Consider the following 13964-nt stretch of genomic DNA (forward strand, 5'->3'; position numbering starts at 1 on the left):
GAGAAGCGAAGCGACGCGGCAATCCAGAGTAGGCGTAAACCGCCCTAGATTGCTTCGCTTCGCTCGCAATGACGATCTATATGATTACTTCCCCGCCCACCGCTTGGTATCGGCGAACGCCCGCCCCAGCGCGACGTGCAGGTCGGCGTCCTCGGCGGCGCCGCCCAGCGGGATCTTGTCGGAAAAATTGTCGCCGGGGCCATGATAGTCGCCGCCCAGAAACGCCTGGAGCAGCGCCATGTCCGAAAAGCTGCCGCCGACCATCAGCGACGTCACACCCTTCGCGCCCAATGCCCAGCCATCCTGCCGCTGGACAAAGGCGTCGGCCTCGCCATCCTCGTCGAGCTTGCGGCCGAGCGCAGTGGCCACCGACCGCACCACCGCGTCATAGGCGGGCTTGCCGCGCCCGATCGTCGCAACGGGGGTACCGCGCGGCGAAATCGCAATCGTGTCGATGTTCAGCGCAACGGTGATGTCGGCCAGCGGCACCACCGGATTGGCGGCGAAATAATGCGCGCCGAGCAGGCCTTTTTCTTCCGCCGTGGTGGCGAGGAAATAAATGTCGCGGTCGGGGCGCGGCCCCTTCGCCAGCCGCTTCGCCACCTCGATCAGCACCGCGATCCCGCTCGCATTGTCGACCGCGCCGTTGCAAATGCGGTCGGCGTCGCCTTCCTTGCCGCAGATGCCCAGATGATCCCAATGGCCGAGGAACAGCACCGCCTTGCCGTCGGGGTTCGCGCCGGGCAGCTTGGCAATGACATTGTTGCTGGCAAAGGCGCGGGTCGCCGACTGCGCCGTCAGGTCGGCGGTGACCGGCAGCGCAGCGCCCTTGTAATCGGCCGATTTCGCCGCCGCGCGCAGCGCCGCACCGTCCTGTCCCGCCTGTTCGAACAGCGCATCGGCGGCCGCCGCCGACAGAAAGCCGCTCACCGAGGCGCCCGCCGGGGCGCTCGCCAGTCGCATCGCGCTGCTGCCCGCGCTGTCGCGCAGCTGGTCCCACGGCACCGCGTCGGTCGCGATCACCAGCACCGCTGCGGCGCCGGCGTCGGCGAGCGACTGCCGCCGCTCGCGAAAGCGCGGCAGCTTGTCACCGAACGGCGCATTGTCGAACAGCATGATCGCCAGCTTGCCCTTGACGTCGGCATTGACCTTGCCCGCGCCATCGACGCCATAGCCGACGAACAATGTCGGCAGATTGGCCAGCGACACCGACGCATCGCGGGCGGTCAGGATCACGCCGTCATCGGCGATGGCCAGATTGCGGCCGCCAAGCCTGAAGGTCGCGCTGCCGTCCAGTGCCCTTGTTTCGACAAAGGGTACCGGCTGCAACCACGGCGTCGCGCTGCCGGGAACCGCCTCCAGCCCCGCCTTGGCCCATTCGCCGACGATATAGGCGATCGTCCGGTCCTCGCCATCGGTGCCCGGCGCGCGCCCTTCGAACGCGTCGCCCGCCAATATCTTCATGTGCGCGGCCAGATCGGCTTCGGTAACCGGCGATTCGGCCGCTTTGGCGTGGGCTGCGGGAACGGCGGCAAAGGCCGCCAGGGCGACAGCCGCAATCGCGGCGCGAAACTTGATCGTCTGCATGGGCGCGCCGCATGGCATGTCCACTTCAGGCAGGCAAGGCGGTTCGTCGAACGACGAACAGCGGGCTCCCCTCGCGCAAGCGGGAGGGGAGAATCAGGCGACCCCCGCCCGCGCCAGCAGCGCCCGTGCCGCGGCGACGTGCATATCCTCGATCATTCGCCCCTCGTAGCGCTGCGCCCCGCCGGTCGCCGCCGCAACCAGCGCCTTGGCGGCGACGATCTCGCGCGCCGACGGCGCAAAGGCCATGTTGCACAGATCGACCTGCGACGGGTGGATCAGCGTCTTCCCGTCGAACCCCAGCCGCCGCCCTTCGCCCGCCTCGGCGGCAAAACCCGCGGCATCGTCGATCGCGTTGTAAACGCCGTCGAAGCACCACACCCCGCCCGCCCGCGCCGCCAACACGATCGCCTGGATCGCGTGGCCCATTGCGCCGCGGTCGGTTCCGCCCGACAGCTTCAGCTCGTGCGCCAGATCGTTAAGCCCCGCGATCAGCCCGGCCACGGCGGGATCCGCGGCGATCTCGCGTGCGGCATAGATGGCCGTCGGGGTCTCGATCATCGCCAAGACCGGCAGGTGGAGGCCACGCACAGGTTCGAGATCGGCGACCGCATCGACCTTGGGCAGCACGACCGCGGCGATCTGCAGTCCCGCGAGCGATTCGATGTCCGCCGCCTGATGCGCGCTGCCCGCACCGTTGATCCGCACCGCGACGCGCTTGTCCGGAAAGCCCGCGGTGACCGCGGCGTGCATCGCCGCGCGCGCGTCGTCCTTGCGGTCGGCCGGCACCGCATCCTCGAGGTCGATTATCAGCATGTCGGCGGCAAGCCCCGGCGCCTTTTCCAGCGCGCGGGCGTTCGAACCAGGGACATAGAGCAGCGAGCGGGGGGCGAAGTCGGTCATGCGCTTTTCTGTGGCGCAGCGACGCCATTGCCGCAATAAGGAAGCTAGTTGCGGAGCGATCCGCGTGCGAGAGGGGATGATCGATGGAATTCGCGCTGGCGCTGGTCGTACTGGCCCTTGTCTTTCTGATCTGGGCGCTGACGCCCGTGCGGCAGGGTTTCGCCTATACGATCGAACGATTTGGCCGCTACACGCACACCGCACAGCCGGGACTGAACTTCATCATGCCGATCTTCGACCGCGTCGGCCGTAAAGTGAACATGATGGAGCAGGTGCTCGACATCCCGGGGCAGGAAATCATCACCAAGGACAATGCGATGGTCGCGGTCGACGGGGTGGTGTTCTTCCAGGTGCTCGACGCCGCCAAGGCCGCCTATGAAGTCAGCGACCTGTATCTGTCGATCATGAACCTGACGACGACGAACCTGCGCACCGTCATGGGATCGATGGACCTCGACGAAACGCTGTCGAAACGCGACGAGATCAATGCCCGCCTGCTGCACGTCGTCGATGATGCGACGACACCGTGGGGGGTCAAGATTACGCGCGTCGAGATCAAGGACATCCGCCCGCCCGCCGACATTTCGAACGCGATGGCGCGGCAGATGAAGGCCGAGCGCGAGAAACGCGCCGCGATCCTCGAAGCCGAGGGGCTGCGCGCCTCCGAAATTCTCCGCGCCGAAGGCGAGAAGCAGGGCCAGATCCTGCAAGCCGAAGGCCGCCGCGAAGCCGCATTCCGCGACGCCGAGGCGCGTGAGCGCGAGGCGGAAGCCGAAGCGAAGGCGACACAGATGGTCAGCGACGCGATCGCCAGCGGCAATGCGCAGGCAATCAACTATTTCGTCGCGCAAAAATATGTCGAGGCGGTGAGCCTGTTCGCGACCAGCCCGAACAGCAAGACGATCCTGTTCCCGGTCGAGGCAACGCAGCTGATCGGCACTCTGGGCGGCATCGGCGAACTCGCGCGCGACGCGATCGAACGCAAGGGAAGCTGACATGCCCGACTGGCTGACCAATATGGAACCGCATTGGGCGTGGCTGTCGCTCGGCGTGCTGCTCGCCGCGGCCGAGATCGTGATGCCCGGTTTCTTTCTGATCTGGATCGGCGCGGCGGCGGTCGTCACCGGGGTTATTGCCTGGATTGTGCCGCTCAGCATTCCGTTTCAGCTCGGCATTTTTGCGGTGCTGTCCTTCGTCGCGCTCTATGGCGGACGCCGCTGGCTGAAGACGAACCCGATCACCACGACCGATCCCAATCTGAACCAGCGCGGCCATCGCCTGGTCGGCGAGGTGCTGACGGTGACCAAGGCGATCGAGGACGGTCGCGGCCGTGCCAAGGTCGGTGACGGCGAATGGCCGGTGCGCGGCCCCGATGTTGCGGAAGGCGCCAAGGTCCGCGTCGTCAGCGCCGACGGCGGGCTGCTGGTGGTCGAGGCGGTTTAGATTTTTCAGCAAACCTCGTCATTGCGAGGAGCCGAAGGCGACGCGGCAATCCAGCGCGCGCGTAAACCGCTCTGGATTGCTTCGCTGCGCTCGCAATGACGATATGGGTCACCCTCCGCGCGGCCGACTGTAAATTTCAACCACATGCCCCAGTGCGTCGCTTTCCCCGATGCGCCGAAAACCCAGCTTGGCTGCCACCCGTTCCGACGCGTCATTGCCCGGATCGATGATGCAGCGCACTTCCGCCGCGTCGAGCTTCGCGTCGGCCCAGCCGAGCACGGCGGTCATCGCTTCGGTCGCATAGCCTGCACCCCAATGGTCGGCGTCAAACGCCCAGCCCACCTCGGGCAATCCTTCGAGTTCGGCGATGCCGCGCCCGAAATAGCTGAGGCCGCCCATACCGATCAGCTTGTCCGTGTCCTTGTCGGCGAACACCCAATAGCCGAAGCCCATCACCGGCCACAGCCCCGCCGCGCTCAAAAACTTGCCCCAGCTGACGTCGGGCGCGCGCGGTTCGCCGCCGATGAAGCGCGTGACCCGCGCGTCGGCCCACATCGCGATATGCGTGTCCTTGTCCGCCAGGCGACCGGGACGCAGGCGCAGGCGCGCCGTTTCGATGATCGGTGCAAGGGTCGGCATGATGCGGATGTGCCGAAGCGCGCCCCGCGGGTCAATCGGGGATCAGGAAATGGTCGAACAGGTCGTGCAGCACTGCGGTGCCATCGACCCGCGCCTTCGTCCGCATCACCGCCAGCGTGTCGATGCACGCGAGCATATCGACATGCTTCAACACCACCCGGTAATAATCGCGCTCGGCAAAATCGTGGAACAGAAAGATGCAGTCGGGTTTGCAGTGGATGACCGACTGGAGCAGGCAGGCGACGCGGAACCGGCCGTCGATCAGCACCGCGTCGGGACTGCCGCTCATCCCCCGCCAGATTTGCGAATGATAGCGCGGCCAGTCGCGCAGCCGCTGTTCGTCGGCGGGATAACCCCATTCGCGGACCGGCCCGATGTCGATATGCACCGGCGTGAACTCGACCGCCGCGGCCGCCATCGCGGTCTGCACCTCGGCGAGCCAGGCGGCGTCGCTGTCGACGCTGACGATCCGCCGCACCTGCCGCGCCGCCACCAGCGTGCTGCCGCCACAGCCAAACTCGAGCAGCGAACCCAGTCCCGCCAGCTGCAATTCCAGCTGGGTGGTTTCGGCCGTGGTCATATGTGGTCGCATGGTCCCCTCCACTGGAACGGGGATATGGGACGCGGGGCGCGGCGTCCAGCCCGCGCGGATCAAGCCGGGGGCAGCCGGGGGGCGCACTATCATCCTCTCCCCTTGAGGGAGAGGATAGCGCAGCTTGCTCCGTCAGGAGCTAGCGAAGCTTGGCGAGGGGATGCGCCGTCAGCGGGGGCAAACCCCCCTCTCAACTGCGGCTAGGCAGCAAGCTGCCAAGCCTCCGTATCTCTCCCTCAAGGGGAGAGACAAAGAAAAGACTACGCCGCCGCGGCAACCCGCTCCGGCCCCGACGCATGCGCCGGCATCACCGCATCGGCATAATCGCTCTCGTAAAGCTTGATCAGCGCGCGGTCGTCATGGATCCACGGATGAAACCCTGGCATGAAATAGCTGAGCCACGGCAGAAAGCTTTTGCGCAATATCCCCGGATTGCCGACCAGATACCACCAGATGCGCGCGGTGACGCGCCAGCCGGTCAGCCCGTCCTGCTTCAGCAAATTCTTCATGCCCTTGATCCGCTTCGGCCAGAAGCGGCTCGTGACGAGCAGCATCATGATCGACTTGGCGCGCCAGCGTTTCCACCGGCTCCAGTCCTTCGTTGCGTGCAGCCACGTGTCGTACGCGACGCCCTTGTGCTCGATCTCCTCGACCGCGTGCCATTTCCACAAGCTGGCCCATTCGGGCTCGGCGCCGTCGTACATATGGCCGTCGCGCAGCATGATCGCCGCCATCATCGCGGTATAATGTTCCAGCGCGATCGTCGCCATCAGGTTGACGATCTGCGGCCGCGTCTTGATCAGGTCGAGCACCTCGTTGACGTCGGCCTCGAGCTCCGAAAGGTCGTAACCCGCCTCCGCCGCTTTCTTGTTGAACACGACATGCTCGCGGCTGTGGATCACCTCCTGCTGGGTGAACGCGCGGATTTCGCGCGCCAGCTTCTCCGGCACGCCGTCGCGGTGCGCCTTCACCGCCTCGATGAACATCGCCTCGCCGCGCGGAAAGGTCACCGACAGCGCGGTGTGGAACGTCGACGCGATCGGGTCGCCGTTCAACCACCAGCGACCCTGTTTGTCGTCGCGGCCAAAGCGCATGTCGCGCGGGGTGATCGACAGATCGGCGGGAGTCGGGGAGAGGGAAAGGCTGGACATATGGGCCTCACAGGCGGAAAGGGGCGATGGGGATGAAAACTAGGGTTTACTTACATATATGTCAATAGTGAAGAAGCGCCTGAGCCCGGAAGAAAGCCGGTCGGCCGCGCTGCATGCGGCGCGCGAGATTTTGATCGAAACCGGCCCGGCGGCGGTGACATTGAAGGCAGTGGCGGCGCGCATCGATCGCACCCACGCCAATCTGCTCCATCATTTCGGCAGCGCCGCGGGGCTGCAAAAGGCGCTTGCCGCTTATCTCGCCGAAACCGTCTGCGCGACGATCGGCGCCAAGATGGCCGAATCGCCGCCGGGCGAGCGCAATGTGCGCGAGATTGTCGATCTGGCCTTCGACGCGTTCAACAGCGGCGGCGCGGGCGCATTGGCGACGTGGATGGCGGCGACGGGGAACGAAGACGCGCTCGACCCGATCGTCGCCGCGATCCACAAGCTGATCGACGGCATGGCCCCCGACGCGCATGAAAAGCGGCTGATGCACGAAGACACGCTGGCGCTGGTGCTGATGGCGCTCGGCGATGCGCAGCTCGGCGGACCGATGGCCGAAGCGCTCGACCTGCCGCGCGACACCGGCCGCGTCCTTGCGACCGAGCTGATCAGCGGCCGCATCGCGAAATTCTGGGCCGAACCGAACGCCCGATAAAAACGGCGGCTCCGCATATCGGAACCGCCGTTTCCATGCTTCTCCGGGAGGGCGGGAGAAGGCCTTAGCTGGCGTTCAGCTGATGTTTGAGCGCCGACATCTGGTCATGGCCGTCGCGGACCGAAGCGTAGCTGGTCTGGATCAGTTGCTGGACCGCGAGGTCCAGATCGCCGTCCTTCAGCGCGCTTTCAAACTTCGCCTTGATATGGTCCTCGCCGCGCTCGACCTCGGCGATCACCGCCGAATCGTCGCGGTCGCCGGTCAACGCGTCGCGCAGCCCCAGAAACGCGCGGTGCGCCGATGCCAGCACCGTGCCGTCGTCTTCGGGGTTGCCCCCAAGTTCGCGCACTTTGGTCTGGAACGCGGTCACGATGCTCTGCCGCTCGTTGGCACGGTTCAGGAAAATCTCGCGAAACCGTGCCGCGTTCGCCTCTTCGGCCGCCTTGCGATAGCCATCGACGCTGTCGAGCGTCGTTGCGATCAGCGAATTGAGCGTGCTGACATTCTTGTTGTCAAACATTTGAAATCCTTTCGGGAAAACAGCGAGCAGGCGTTATGCGCTGCCTTGTTCACCCAACGGGCACCAGCCCGCAAAGTTGCGTCGGCTTGGCGCTTGGCAAGTGCTTTTCATCGAACGCGGCGGCGGCGCATCACAAAACTGGCCATTTCGGCGCGCGGCGACTAAGGGGGGCGCAACCCGATCCCGTCACTCATGCCGGGCGCCGTCGCCGGAAGCGATGCCGCCGCATGAACCGGGACCATTGCCGGCATCGCTTCCAGCGCTGCCGACGCGATGTTACCGCTCCAAAGGTCTCCCATGCACTTCCTCGATCAAGCCAAGATTTTCATCAAGTCGGGCGACGGCGGCCCCGGCGCCGTGTCGTTCCGGCGCGAAAAATATATCGAATATGGCGGCCCCGACGGCGGCAACGGCGGCAAGGGCGGCGACATCATTTTCGAAGCGGTCGCGGGGCTGAACACGCTGATCGACTTTCGCTACACCCAGCATTTCAAGGCAAAGCGCGGCACCCCCGGCGCGGGCCGCGACCGCACCGGGGCGGGCGGTCCCGACCTTGTCATCCAGGTGCCGGTCGGCACGCAGATATTGGACGACGACGAGGAACGCAGCCTGCTCGCCGACCTGACCAAAGAGGGCGAACGCATCGTCTTTCTGCGCGGCGGCGACGGCGGGCGCGGCAATGCGAGCTACAAGACCTCGACCAACCGTGCTCCGCGCCAGCACGGCCCCGGTTGGCCGGGCGAGGAAATGTGGGTGTGGTTGCGGTTGAAACTGCTTGCCGACGCGGGCCTCGTCGGCCTGCCCAACGCGGGCAAATCGACCTTCATCAACGCGGTGACCAATGCGCAGGCCAAGGTCGGCGCCTATGCCTTCACGACGCTGCGCCCCCAGCTGGGCGTCGTCAGCCACAAGGGGCATGAGTTTGTCGTCGCCGACATTCCGGGGCTGATCGAGGGCGCGGCCGACGGCGCCGGGGTCGGCGACCGCTTCCTCGGCCATATCGAACGCTGCCGCGTCCTGCTCCATCTGGTCGACGCCAATGACGAAGATGTCGCCACCAGCTACCGCATCGTGCGCGACGAACTCGAAGCCTATGGCGCAGACCTGACCGACAAGCCGGTGATCGTCGCATTGAACAAGATCGATACGCTCGACGACGAACTGGTCGCGGCGCTGTCCGCCGAACTCGCCGAAGCCAGCGGGCATCCGGTGATGGCGTTGTCGGGCGCCAGCGGCGCAGGCGTACCCGCGGTGCTCGACAAGCTGCTCGAGATCATCGGCCCCGAAAAGCGCGCCGCGGGCAATTCCGACGATGGCGAAGAATCGACCGACTGGTCGCCGGTTTAGGAACGAACCCGCCGCTGGGGAATTTCGTGCGGAACAACAAGGATTTCGCATGACCCGACACGCTCCCCTCGCCGCGCTTTGCTTCGCCGCCGCCACCGCGCTCGCCAGCCCCGCCTACGCCCAGAATGACGGTGCCAGCAGCGAAAAACGCACCCGCTTCATTTTGGGGCCTCAACTGTCGCCGTCTTGGCCGGGATCGAAGGATTTGTCGGTCGGTCCCTATATCGACGTCTCGCGCGAGCGGGCCGGCACCGAATTCACCTTCGAAGCCGCCGACGAAAGCTTTGGGGGGCCGCTGATCCAGACGGGAGACTTTGCGTTCGGACCGTCGCTGGGGTTTATCGGCAAACGCACCGCCGCCGACATCGGCGCCGACCTCCCCAAAGTGGGCTTTTCGTTCGAGGTCGGCGGGTTCGCGCAGGTCAACCTGACCCCGGCGTTGCGCGTCCGCGTCGAAGGCCGCAAGGCGGTCAGCGGCCACAAGGGCTGGACGGGCGAAGTCAGCGCCGACTATGTCGCGCGCCAGGGCGACGACTGGCTGTTCTCGATCGGCCCGCGCGTCACGCTGGGCGACGCCAAGTACAAGAACGCCTATTTCGGCGTGACCCCCGCCGCCGCCGCGACCTCCGGCCTTGCCACCTATGACGTCGATGGCGGCATCCAGTCGGTCGGTGTGACCGCCGGCTATCACCGGATGCTCGGACGCGATTGGGGCATCGCGGTTTACGGCCGCTACGACCGGCTGGTCGGCGACGCCGCCGACTCGCCGATCACCCGCCAACTCGGCAGCCGCAGCCAGCCGTCGGTGGGGGTTGCGTTGAGTTATACTTTCGGGGGTGGGCGCTGACGTAATAGCATTGGCGCAGGCGGCGCCGCGCGCTATCGGCGGCGGCATGTTGTTCGCGCCCCCCACCTGCCCCCGGCTGATCGTCAAAATCGGGTCGGCGTTGCTCGTCGATCCCGCGGGCGCGGTGCGGCGCGACTGGCTGGGCGGAATCGCTACCGACATTGCCGAGCGGACGCGCGCGGGGCAGCAGGTTGCGGTTGTGTCGTCGGGGGCGATCGCGCTCGGCGCGCGGCGACTGGGCCTCGCGAAGGGCGGGCGCGGGACGCTGGAGGATGCGCAGGCGGCGGCCGCTACCGGCCAGATTGCGCTGTCGCAGGTGTGGGCCGAGGTACTGGGCGCCGAAGGACTGACTGCGGCGCAGATGCTCGTGACGCTTGACGATCTGGAAGACCGGCGGCGCTATCTGAATGCCGCGGCGACGCTCGACCGGCTGCTCAGCCTGGGCGTGGTGCCGATCATCAACGAGAATGACAGCGTTGCGACCGAGGAAATTCGTTTTGGCGACAACGACCGCCTCGCGGCGCGCGTCGCACAGGCAGCAGGCGCGGGCGGCGTCGTGTTGCTGTCCGACATCGACGGGCTGTACGATCGCAATCCGGCGCTGCCCGGTGCCAGCCATATCGCGCAAGTCGAGCGCATCGACGCCAGCATCGAGGCGATGGCCGATACCGGATCGGCGTCGGGCATGGGATCGGGCGGCATGGTGTCAAAGATCGCCGCGGCGCGCATCGCCAATGCCGCGGGCGCGCACCTCGCCATCGCCTCGGGGCGGATCGACCGGCCGCTATCGACCGCGGCACGGCACAGCCTGTTCGTCGCCGAAAAGGGCGCCAGCGCGCGCAAGGCGTGGCTCGCGGGCGGGCTGACCGCGAAAGGGCGACTGTTGATCGACGACGGCGCGGCGCGGGCGCTGCGTGGCGGCGCCAGCCTGCTCGCCGCGGGAGTCACCGGCGTGACGGGCAGCTTTGCCCGCGGCGACGTGCTGGACATCGTCGGCCCCGACGGGACGGTGATCGCGCGTGGCCTGTCCGAATATCCCGCTACCGATGCCGCGGCGATCACCGGCCTTGGCCGCGACGCGCAAGAGGCGGCGCTCGGCTATGCGCCAAGAAGTGCCATGGTCCACCGCGACCATATGGTGCTCTTATGATCCTCCCCATTCATGGGGAGGTGGCAGACGCCCCGCGGCTGACGGAGGGCGGGTGCGTCCTTCAGCAACGTGGCGAAACACCGCCAACCCCCTCCACCACCGCTTCGCGGCGGTCCCCTTCCCCACAAGTGGGGAGGATTTTATGAGCGCCGTGCTGGCCGTGACCGGCGCGACCGGCTTCGTCGGCGGCGCGACGATGCGGCAGGCGATCGACGCCGGCTGGCACGTCCGCGCCCTCACCCGCCGTCCGCAACCCGATCGTGATGGCGTCACCTGGATTGCGGGCGCGCTCGACCGCCCCGATGCTATCGCCGAAATGGTGGCGGGCAGCGATGTCGTGATGCACATTGCCGGGGTGGTCAACGTCCCGACCCGCGCGGCGTTCGAGGCGGGCAATGCCACAGCGACCGCCAACGTCATCGATGCGGCACGCAACGCCGGGGTGACGCGTTTCGTCCATGTCTCGTCGCTCGCGGCGCGCGAGCCCGGCCTGTCCCACTATGGCTGGTCGAAAGAGCGCGCCGAGGCCGCGGTGACCGCCAGCGGGCTCGACTGGACGATCGTCCGCCCCCCCGCGGTGTTCGGTCCCGGCGACACCGAAATGCTCGACCTGTTCCGCATGGCGCGGCGCGGCATCGCGCTGTTGCCGCCGCGTGGCCGCATGTCGGCGATCTATGTCGATGATCTGGCGCGCCTGCTCGTCGCGCTGGCCGCTGACCGCACCGCAGGCATCGGCGCGATCTACGAACCCGACGATGGCAAGCCGAACGGCTGGTCGCACCGCGGCTTTGCCCAGGCGATCGGGCGCGCGGTGGGACGCGGTCAGCTCTCGACCTTTGCCATTCCAGGCGTCGTGCTCAGGGCCGGGGGCCGCATGGACAAATTCCTTCGCCGCAGCCGCGCCAAACTGACCCCCGACCGCGCGCGCTACATCGCCCATCCCGACTGGGTGGCGACCGCGGGCGCGCATCCCCCCGCAGCGCTATGGCGCCCCGAACGCGAAACCGACGACGCGCTCGCCGAAACGGTGCGTTGGTATCGCCGCGAAGGCTGGCTGTGATGTCGCCGATAGGGTGCTATTGCCTGCCGGTCGAAGCGTGCATTGCCAACGGCAGGCCGCAGCCTTAGGTTCGCGCCCATGACCGACACCACCGCCAACACCCCGAACGATCCCGCCGGCCCTTGGGCCATTCCCGTACGCCGCCCGCTGCCCGGCGACGACAAGGCGAAATCGACGACCAGCTTTCCGCGCAAGGTCTGGAAACTGCTGGTTGCCATCAAGGACGCGCTCGCGCTGATCTTTCTACTGCTGTTTTTCGTTGTCCTGTTCGGGCTGCTCGCGGGACGCCCCAATGCCGGGCTGCCGGTCAGCAAGGGCGCTTTGTTGATCGAGCTCGACGGCATCGTCAGCGAACAGCCGGCAGAGGTCGATACGTTCGCCGCGCTGTCGGGCGGCAATCAGCTCCGCGAAATCCGCACCCGCGATGTCGTCCACGCACTGGAAACCGCTGCCGACGACAAGCGCGTGACGTCGGTGGTGCTCGACCTCGACCGTTTTCTGGGCGGCGGTCAGGTCTCGCTGGCCGACATCGGCGATGCGATCGACAAGGTGCGCGCGAAAAAGAAACCGGTGCTGGCCTTTGCCACCGCCTATACCACCGACAGCTACCAGATTGCATCGCATGCCAGCGAAATCTGGGCCGACAGCATCGGCGGCGTCGCCATCGCCGGTCCCGGCGGATCGCGACTCTATTACAAGGGGTTGATGGACCGCCTTGGCATCACCGCAAACATCTATCGCGTCGGCACGTTCAAGAGCGCAGTCGAACCCTTTCTCCGCAACGACCAGTCGCCCGAAGCGAAGGAAGCCAGCCTCGCCTATGCCAGCGTGCTGTGGGACAATTGGCTGACCGACGTCAAAAAGGCGCGTCCGAAAGCAAAGATCGACGCCTATATCACCGACACCGCAGGCGCGGTCCAGGCGGCCGGGAACGACTTGTCGAAAGCCTCGCTCGACGCAGGTCTCGTAGACAAGCTGGGCAGCCGCATGGCGTTCAACACCCGCGTTGCCGAAATCAGCGGCGCCGGCGACAGCAGCAGGCCGTGGGAGTATAATGCAATCCCGCTGGACAATTGGGTCGCCGCCAACCCGCTCAAGACCAAGGGCAGCGCGATCGCGGTCGTCCCTGTCGTCGGCGAGATCGTCGATGGCGAAGCGCCGACCGGTACCGCGGGCGGCGCCACCATCGCCCAGCATATATTGGACGCGGCATCGAACAGCAGCACCAAGGCGATTGTCCTGCGCGTCGATTCGCCCGGCGGGTCGGTGCTCGCGTCCGAAGAAATCCGGCAGGCGTTGCTGGCCGCAAAGGCGAAAAAGCTGCCTGTGGTCGTATCGATGGCCAATGTCGCGGCGTCGGGCGGTTACTGGATCTCGACCCCTGCCGACCGCATCTTTGCCGAGCCCGACACGATCACCGGTTCGATCGGAGTGTTCGGCATTCTGCCGAGCTTTGAGCAGGCGCTGGCAAAGATCGGGGTCAATGCCGACGGCATTGCCACGACGCCGCTGTCGGGCCAACCCGACGTGTTCGGCGGGGTGAACGAGGAATTCAACGCGTTGGCGCAGGCGAGCGTGGAAGACATTTATGCCCGTTTTACCGGGCTGGTCGCCAAAAGCCGCAAACAGCCGATCGAAAAGGTTCGCGAAATTGCCGAAGGGCGCGTCTGGGCCGGTGGCACCGCGCGCCAGCTGGGCCTGGTCGACCAGTTCGGCGGCCTGTCCGAGGCGCTGGCAGAGGCGGCGAAACTCGCCAAGGTGGACGGCGAATTCCACGCCAAATATTATGAGGAAGAGCCAAGCGCGTTTGCCAAGATGCTCGCCAGCTGGGGCCAAAGCGAGGAAGAGGTCGCCGCCGCGCCGCGCGGCTGGTTCGGCATCGCGGCGATGAACCGCCAGCTGACCGAACGGCGGCTGGTACAGGATATGGCGCTGCTGACCCGCTCGGGTTCGGTGCAGGCCGCGTGCCTCGACTGCCGCGGCTATCTGCCCGCCGTGCCGCGGACGCGTGCGGCCGAGGCAAAGGGGTTGCTGGCAACGGCGGCGATGCTGCTCCGCTGATTGCTCCCC

At 66.6% G+C, this 13964-nt stretch carries 14 protein-coding genes; 8 read left to right on the forward strand and 6 right to left on the reverse strand.

Annotated features, from left to right (window positions below):
• Positions 1-84 precede the first annotated feature (84 nt).
• Entirely contained in the window at positions 85-1587 is a 1503-nt protein-coding gene (locus IR187_RS07000) for a M28 family peptidase (RefSeq protein WP_228765608.1), read from the reverse strand.
• A 93-nt stretch (positions 1588-1680) separates the two neighbouring features.
• The gene (locus IR187_RS07005) at positions 1681-2487 is read right to left on the reverse strand and encodes an HpcH/HpaI aldolase/citrate lyase family protein (protein WP_194953891.1); all 807 of its coding nucleotides are present in this window, start codon (positions 2485-2487) and stop codon (positions 1681-1683) included.
• Positions 2488-2570: 83 nt separating this feature from the next.
• Between IR187_RS07005 and IR187_RS07010 the strand changes: the two genes are divergently transcribed.
• Positions 2571-3482: an SPFH domain-containing protein gene (locus tag IR187_RS07010; protein ID WP_194953892.1), complete on the forward strand. Its 912-nt coding sequence runs from the start codon at positions 2571-2573 to the stop codon at positions 3480-3482.
• Position 3483: 1 nt separating this feature from the next.
• Complete coding sequence (locus tag IR187_RS07015; protein ID WP_194953893.1) at positions 3484-3930, forward strand: NfeD family protein; 447 nt, start codon at positions 3484-3486, stop codon at positions 3928-3930.
• A 108-nt stretch (positions 3931-4038) separates the two neighbouring features.
• Here the strand turns inward: IR187_RS07015 and IR187_RS07020 are convergent, their stop codons facing one another.
• From IR187_RS07020 to IR187_RS07030, 3 genes are all read right to left on the reverse strand, one after another.
• Positions 4039-4569, reverse strand: a complete 531-nt coding sequence (locus IR187_RS07020; protein ID WP_194953894.1) for a GNAT family N-acetyltransferase — start codon at positions 4567-4569, stop codon at positions 4039-4041.
• 31 nt (positions 4570-4600) lie between these two features.
• Complete coding sequence (locus IR187_RS07025) at positions 4601-5149, reverse strand: hypothetical protein (RefSeq protein WP_228765609.1); 549 nt, start codon at positions 5147-5149, stop codon at positions 4601-4603.
• A gap of 272 nt (positions 5150-5421) precedes the next feature.
• Complete coding sequence (locus tag IR187_RS07030; protein WP_194953896.1) at positions 5422-6312, reverse strand: metal-dependent hydrolase; 891 nt, start codon at positions 6310-6312, stop codon at positions 5422-5424.
• A gap of 58 nt (positions 6313-6370) precedes the next feature.
• Between IR187_RS07030 and IR187_RS07035 the strand changes: the two genes are divergently transcribed.
• On the forward strand, positions 6371-6970 hold the full coding sequence (locus tag IR187_RS07035) for a TetR/AcrR family transcriptional regulator (protein ID WP_194953897.1): 600 nt from the start codon (positions 6371-6373) through the stop codon (positions 6968-6970).
• 64 nt (positions 6971-7034) lie between these two features.
• On the opposite strand, the gene IR187_RS07040 is transcribed toward IR187_RS07035, so the two are convergent.
• Positions 7035-7490 carry a PA2169 family four-helix-bundle protein gene (locus IR187_RS07040; RefSeq protein WP_194953898.1) on the reverse strand — a complete coding sequence of 152 codons (456 nt, stop codon included), beginning with the start codon at positions 7488-7490 and terminating at the stop codon, positions 7035-7037.
• Positions 7491-7787: 297 nt separating this feature from the next.
• Here IR187_RS07040 and obgE point away from each other — a divergent pair, with 297 nt between their 5' ends.
• The 5 genes from obgE to sppA all read left to right on the forward strand — a co-directional run bounded on the left by obgE (position 7788) and on the right by sppA (position 13955).
• Positions 7788-8837, forward strand: a complete 1050-nt coding sequence (gene obgE / locus IR187_RS07045) for a GTPase ObgE (protein ID WP_194953899.1) — start codon at positions 7788-7790, stop codon at positions 8835-8837.
• Positions 8838-8886: 49 nt separating this feature from the next.
• The gene (locus IR187_RS07050) at positions 8887-9684 is read left to right on the forward strand and encodes a MipA/OmpV family protein (protein ID WP_194953900.1); all 798 of its coding nucleotides are present in this window, start codon (positions 8887-8889) and stop codon (positions 9682-9684) included.
• Positions 9685-9730: 46 nt separating this feature from the next.
• Positions 9731-10834 carry a glutamate 5-kinase gene (proB, locus tag IR187_RS07055; RefSeq protein WP_194953901.1) on the forward strand — a complete coding sequence of 368 codons (1104 nt, stop codon included), beginning with the start codon at positions 9731-9733 and terminating at the stop codon, positions 10832-10834.
• A 142-nt stretch (positions 10835-10976) separates the two neighbouring features.
• Entirely contained in the window at positions 10977-11894 is a 918-nt protein-coding gene (locus IR187_RS07060) for an NAD-dependent epimerase/dehydratase family protein (protein WP_194953902.1), read from the forward strand.
• A gap of 78 nt (positions 11895-11972) precedes the next feature.
• Positions 11973-13955: a signal peptide peptidase SppA gene (gene sppA, locus IR187_RS07065; protein ID WP_194953903.1), complete on the forward strand. Its 1983-nt coding sequence runs from the start codon at positions 11973-11975 to the stop codon at positions 13953-13955.
• Positions 13956-13964: the final 9 nt, after the last annotated feature.

This window comes from Sphingopyxis solisilvae, from assembly GCF_015475875.1.
GTDB classification, from domain to species: domain Bacteria; phylum Pseudomonadota; class Alphaproteobacteria; order Sphingomonadales; family Sphingomonadaceae; genus Sphingopyxis; species Sphingopyxis solisilvae.

Excerpts from the sequence above, each read along its gene's own strand:
- IR187_RS07030 (WP_194953896.1), bottom strand. The coding sequence starts at position 6,312 with ATGTCCAGCCTTTCCCTCTCCCCGACTCCCGCCGATCTGTCGATCACC.
- IR187_RS07040 (WP_194953898.1), bottom strand. The coding sequence starts at position 7,490 with ATGTTTGACAACAAGAATGTCAGCACGCTCAATTCGCTGATCGCAACG.
- IR187_RS07050 (WP_194953900.1), top strand. The coding sequence starts at position 8,887 with ATGACCCGACACGCTCCCCTCGCCGCGCTTTGCTTCGCCGCCGCCACC.
- IR187_RS07025 (WP_228765609.1), bottom strand. The coding sequence starts at position 5,149 with ATGACCACGGCCGAAACCACCCAGCTGGAATTGCAGCTGGCGGGACTG.
- IR187_RS07020 (WP_194953894.1), bottom strand. The coding sequence starts at position 4,569 with ATGCCGACCCTTGCACCGATCATCGAAACGGCGCGCCTGCGCCTGCGT.
- IR187_RS07000 (WP_228765608.1), bottom strand. The coding sequence starts at position 1,587 with ATGCAGACGATCAAGTTTCGCGCCGCGATTGCGGCTGTCGCCCTGGCG.
- obgE (WP_194953899.1), top strand. The coding sequence starts at position 7,788 with ATGCACTTCCTCGATCAAGCCAAGATTTTCATCAAGTCGGGCGACGGC.
- IR187_RS07015 (WP_194953893.1), top strand. The coding sequence starts at position 3,484 with ATGCCCGACTGGCTGACCAATATGGAACCGCATTGGGCGTGGCTGTCG.
- IR187_RS07010 (WP_194953892.1), top strand. The coding sequence starts at position 2,571 with ATGGAATTCGCGCTGGCGCTGGTCGTACTGGCCCTTGTCTTTCTGATC.
- IR187_RS07060 (WP_194953902.1), top strand. The coding sequence starts at position 10,977 with ATGAGCGCCGTGCTGGCCGTGACCGGCGCGACCGGCTTCGTCGGCGGC.
- IR187_RS07005 (WP_194953891.1), bottom strand. The coding sequence starts at position 2,487 with ATGACCGACTTCGCCCCCCGCTCGCTGCTCTATGTCCCTGGTTCGAAC.
- sppA (WP_194953903.1), top strand. The coding sequence starts at position 11,973 with ATGACCGACACCACCGCCAACACCCCGAACGATCCCGCCGGCCCTTGG.
- proB (WP_194953901.1), top strand. The coding sequence starts at position 9,731 with ATGTTGTTCGCGCCCCCCACCTGCCCCCGGCTGATCGTCAAAATCGGG.
- IR187_RS07035 (WP_194953897.1), top strand. The coding sequence starts at position 6,371 with ATGTCAATAGTGAAGAAGCGCCTGAGCCCGGAAGAAAGCCGGTCGGCC.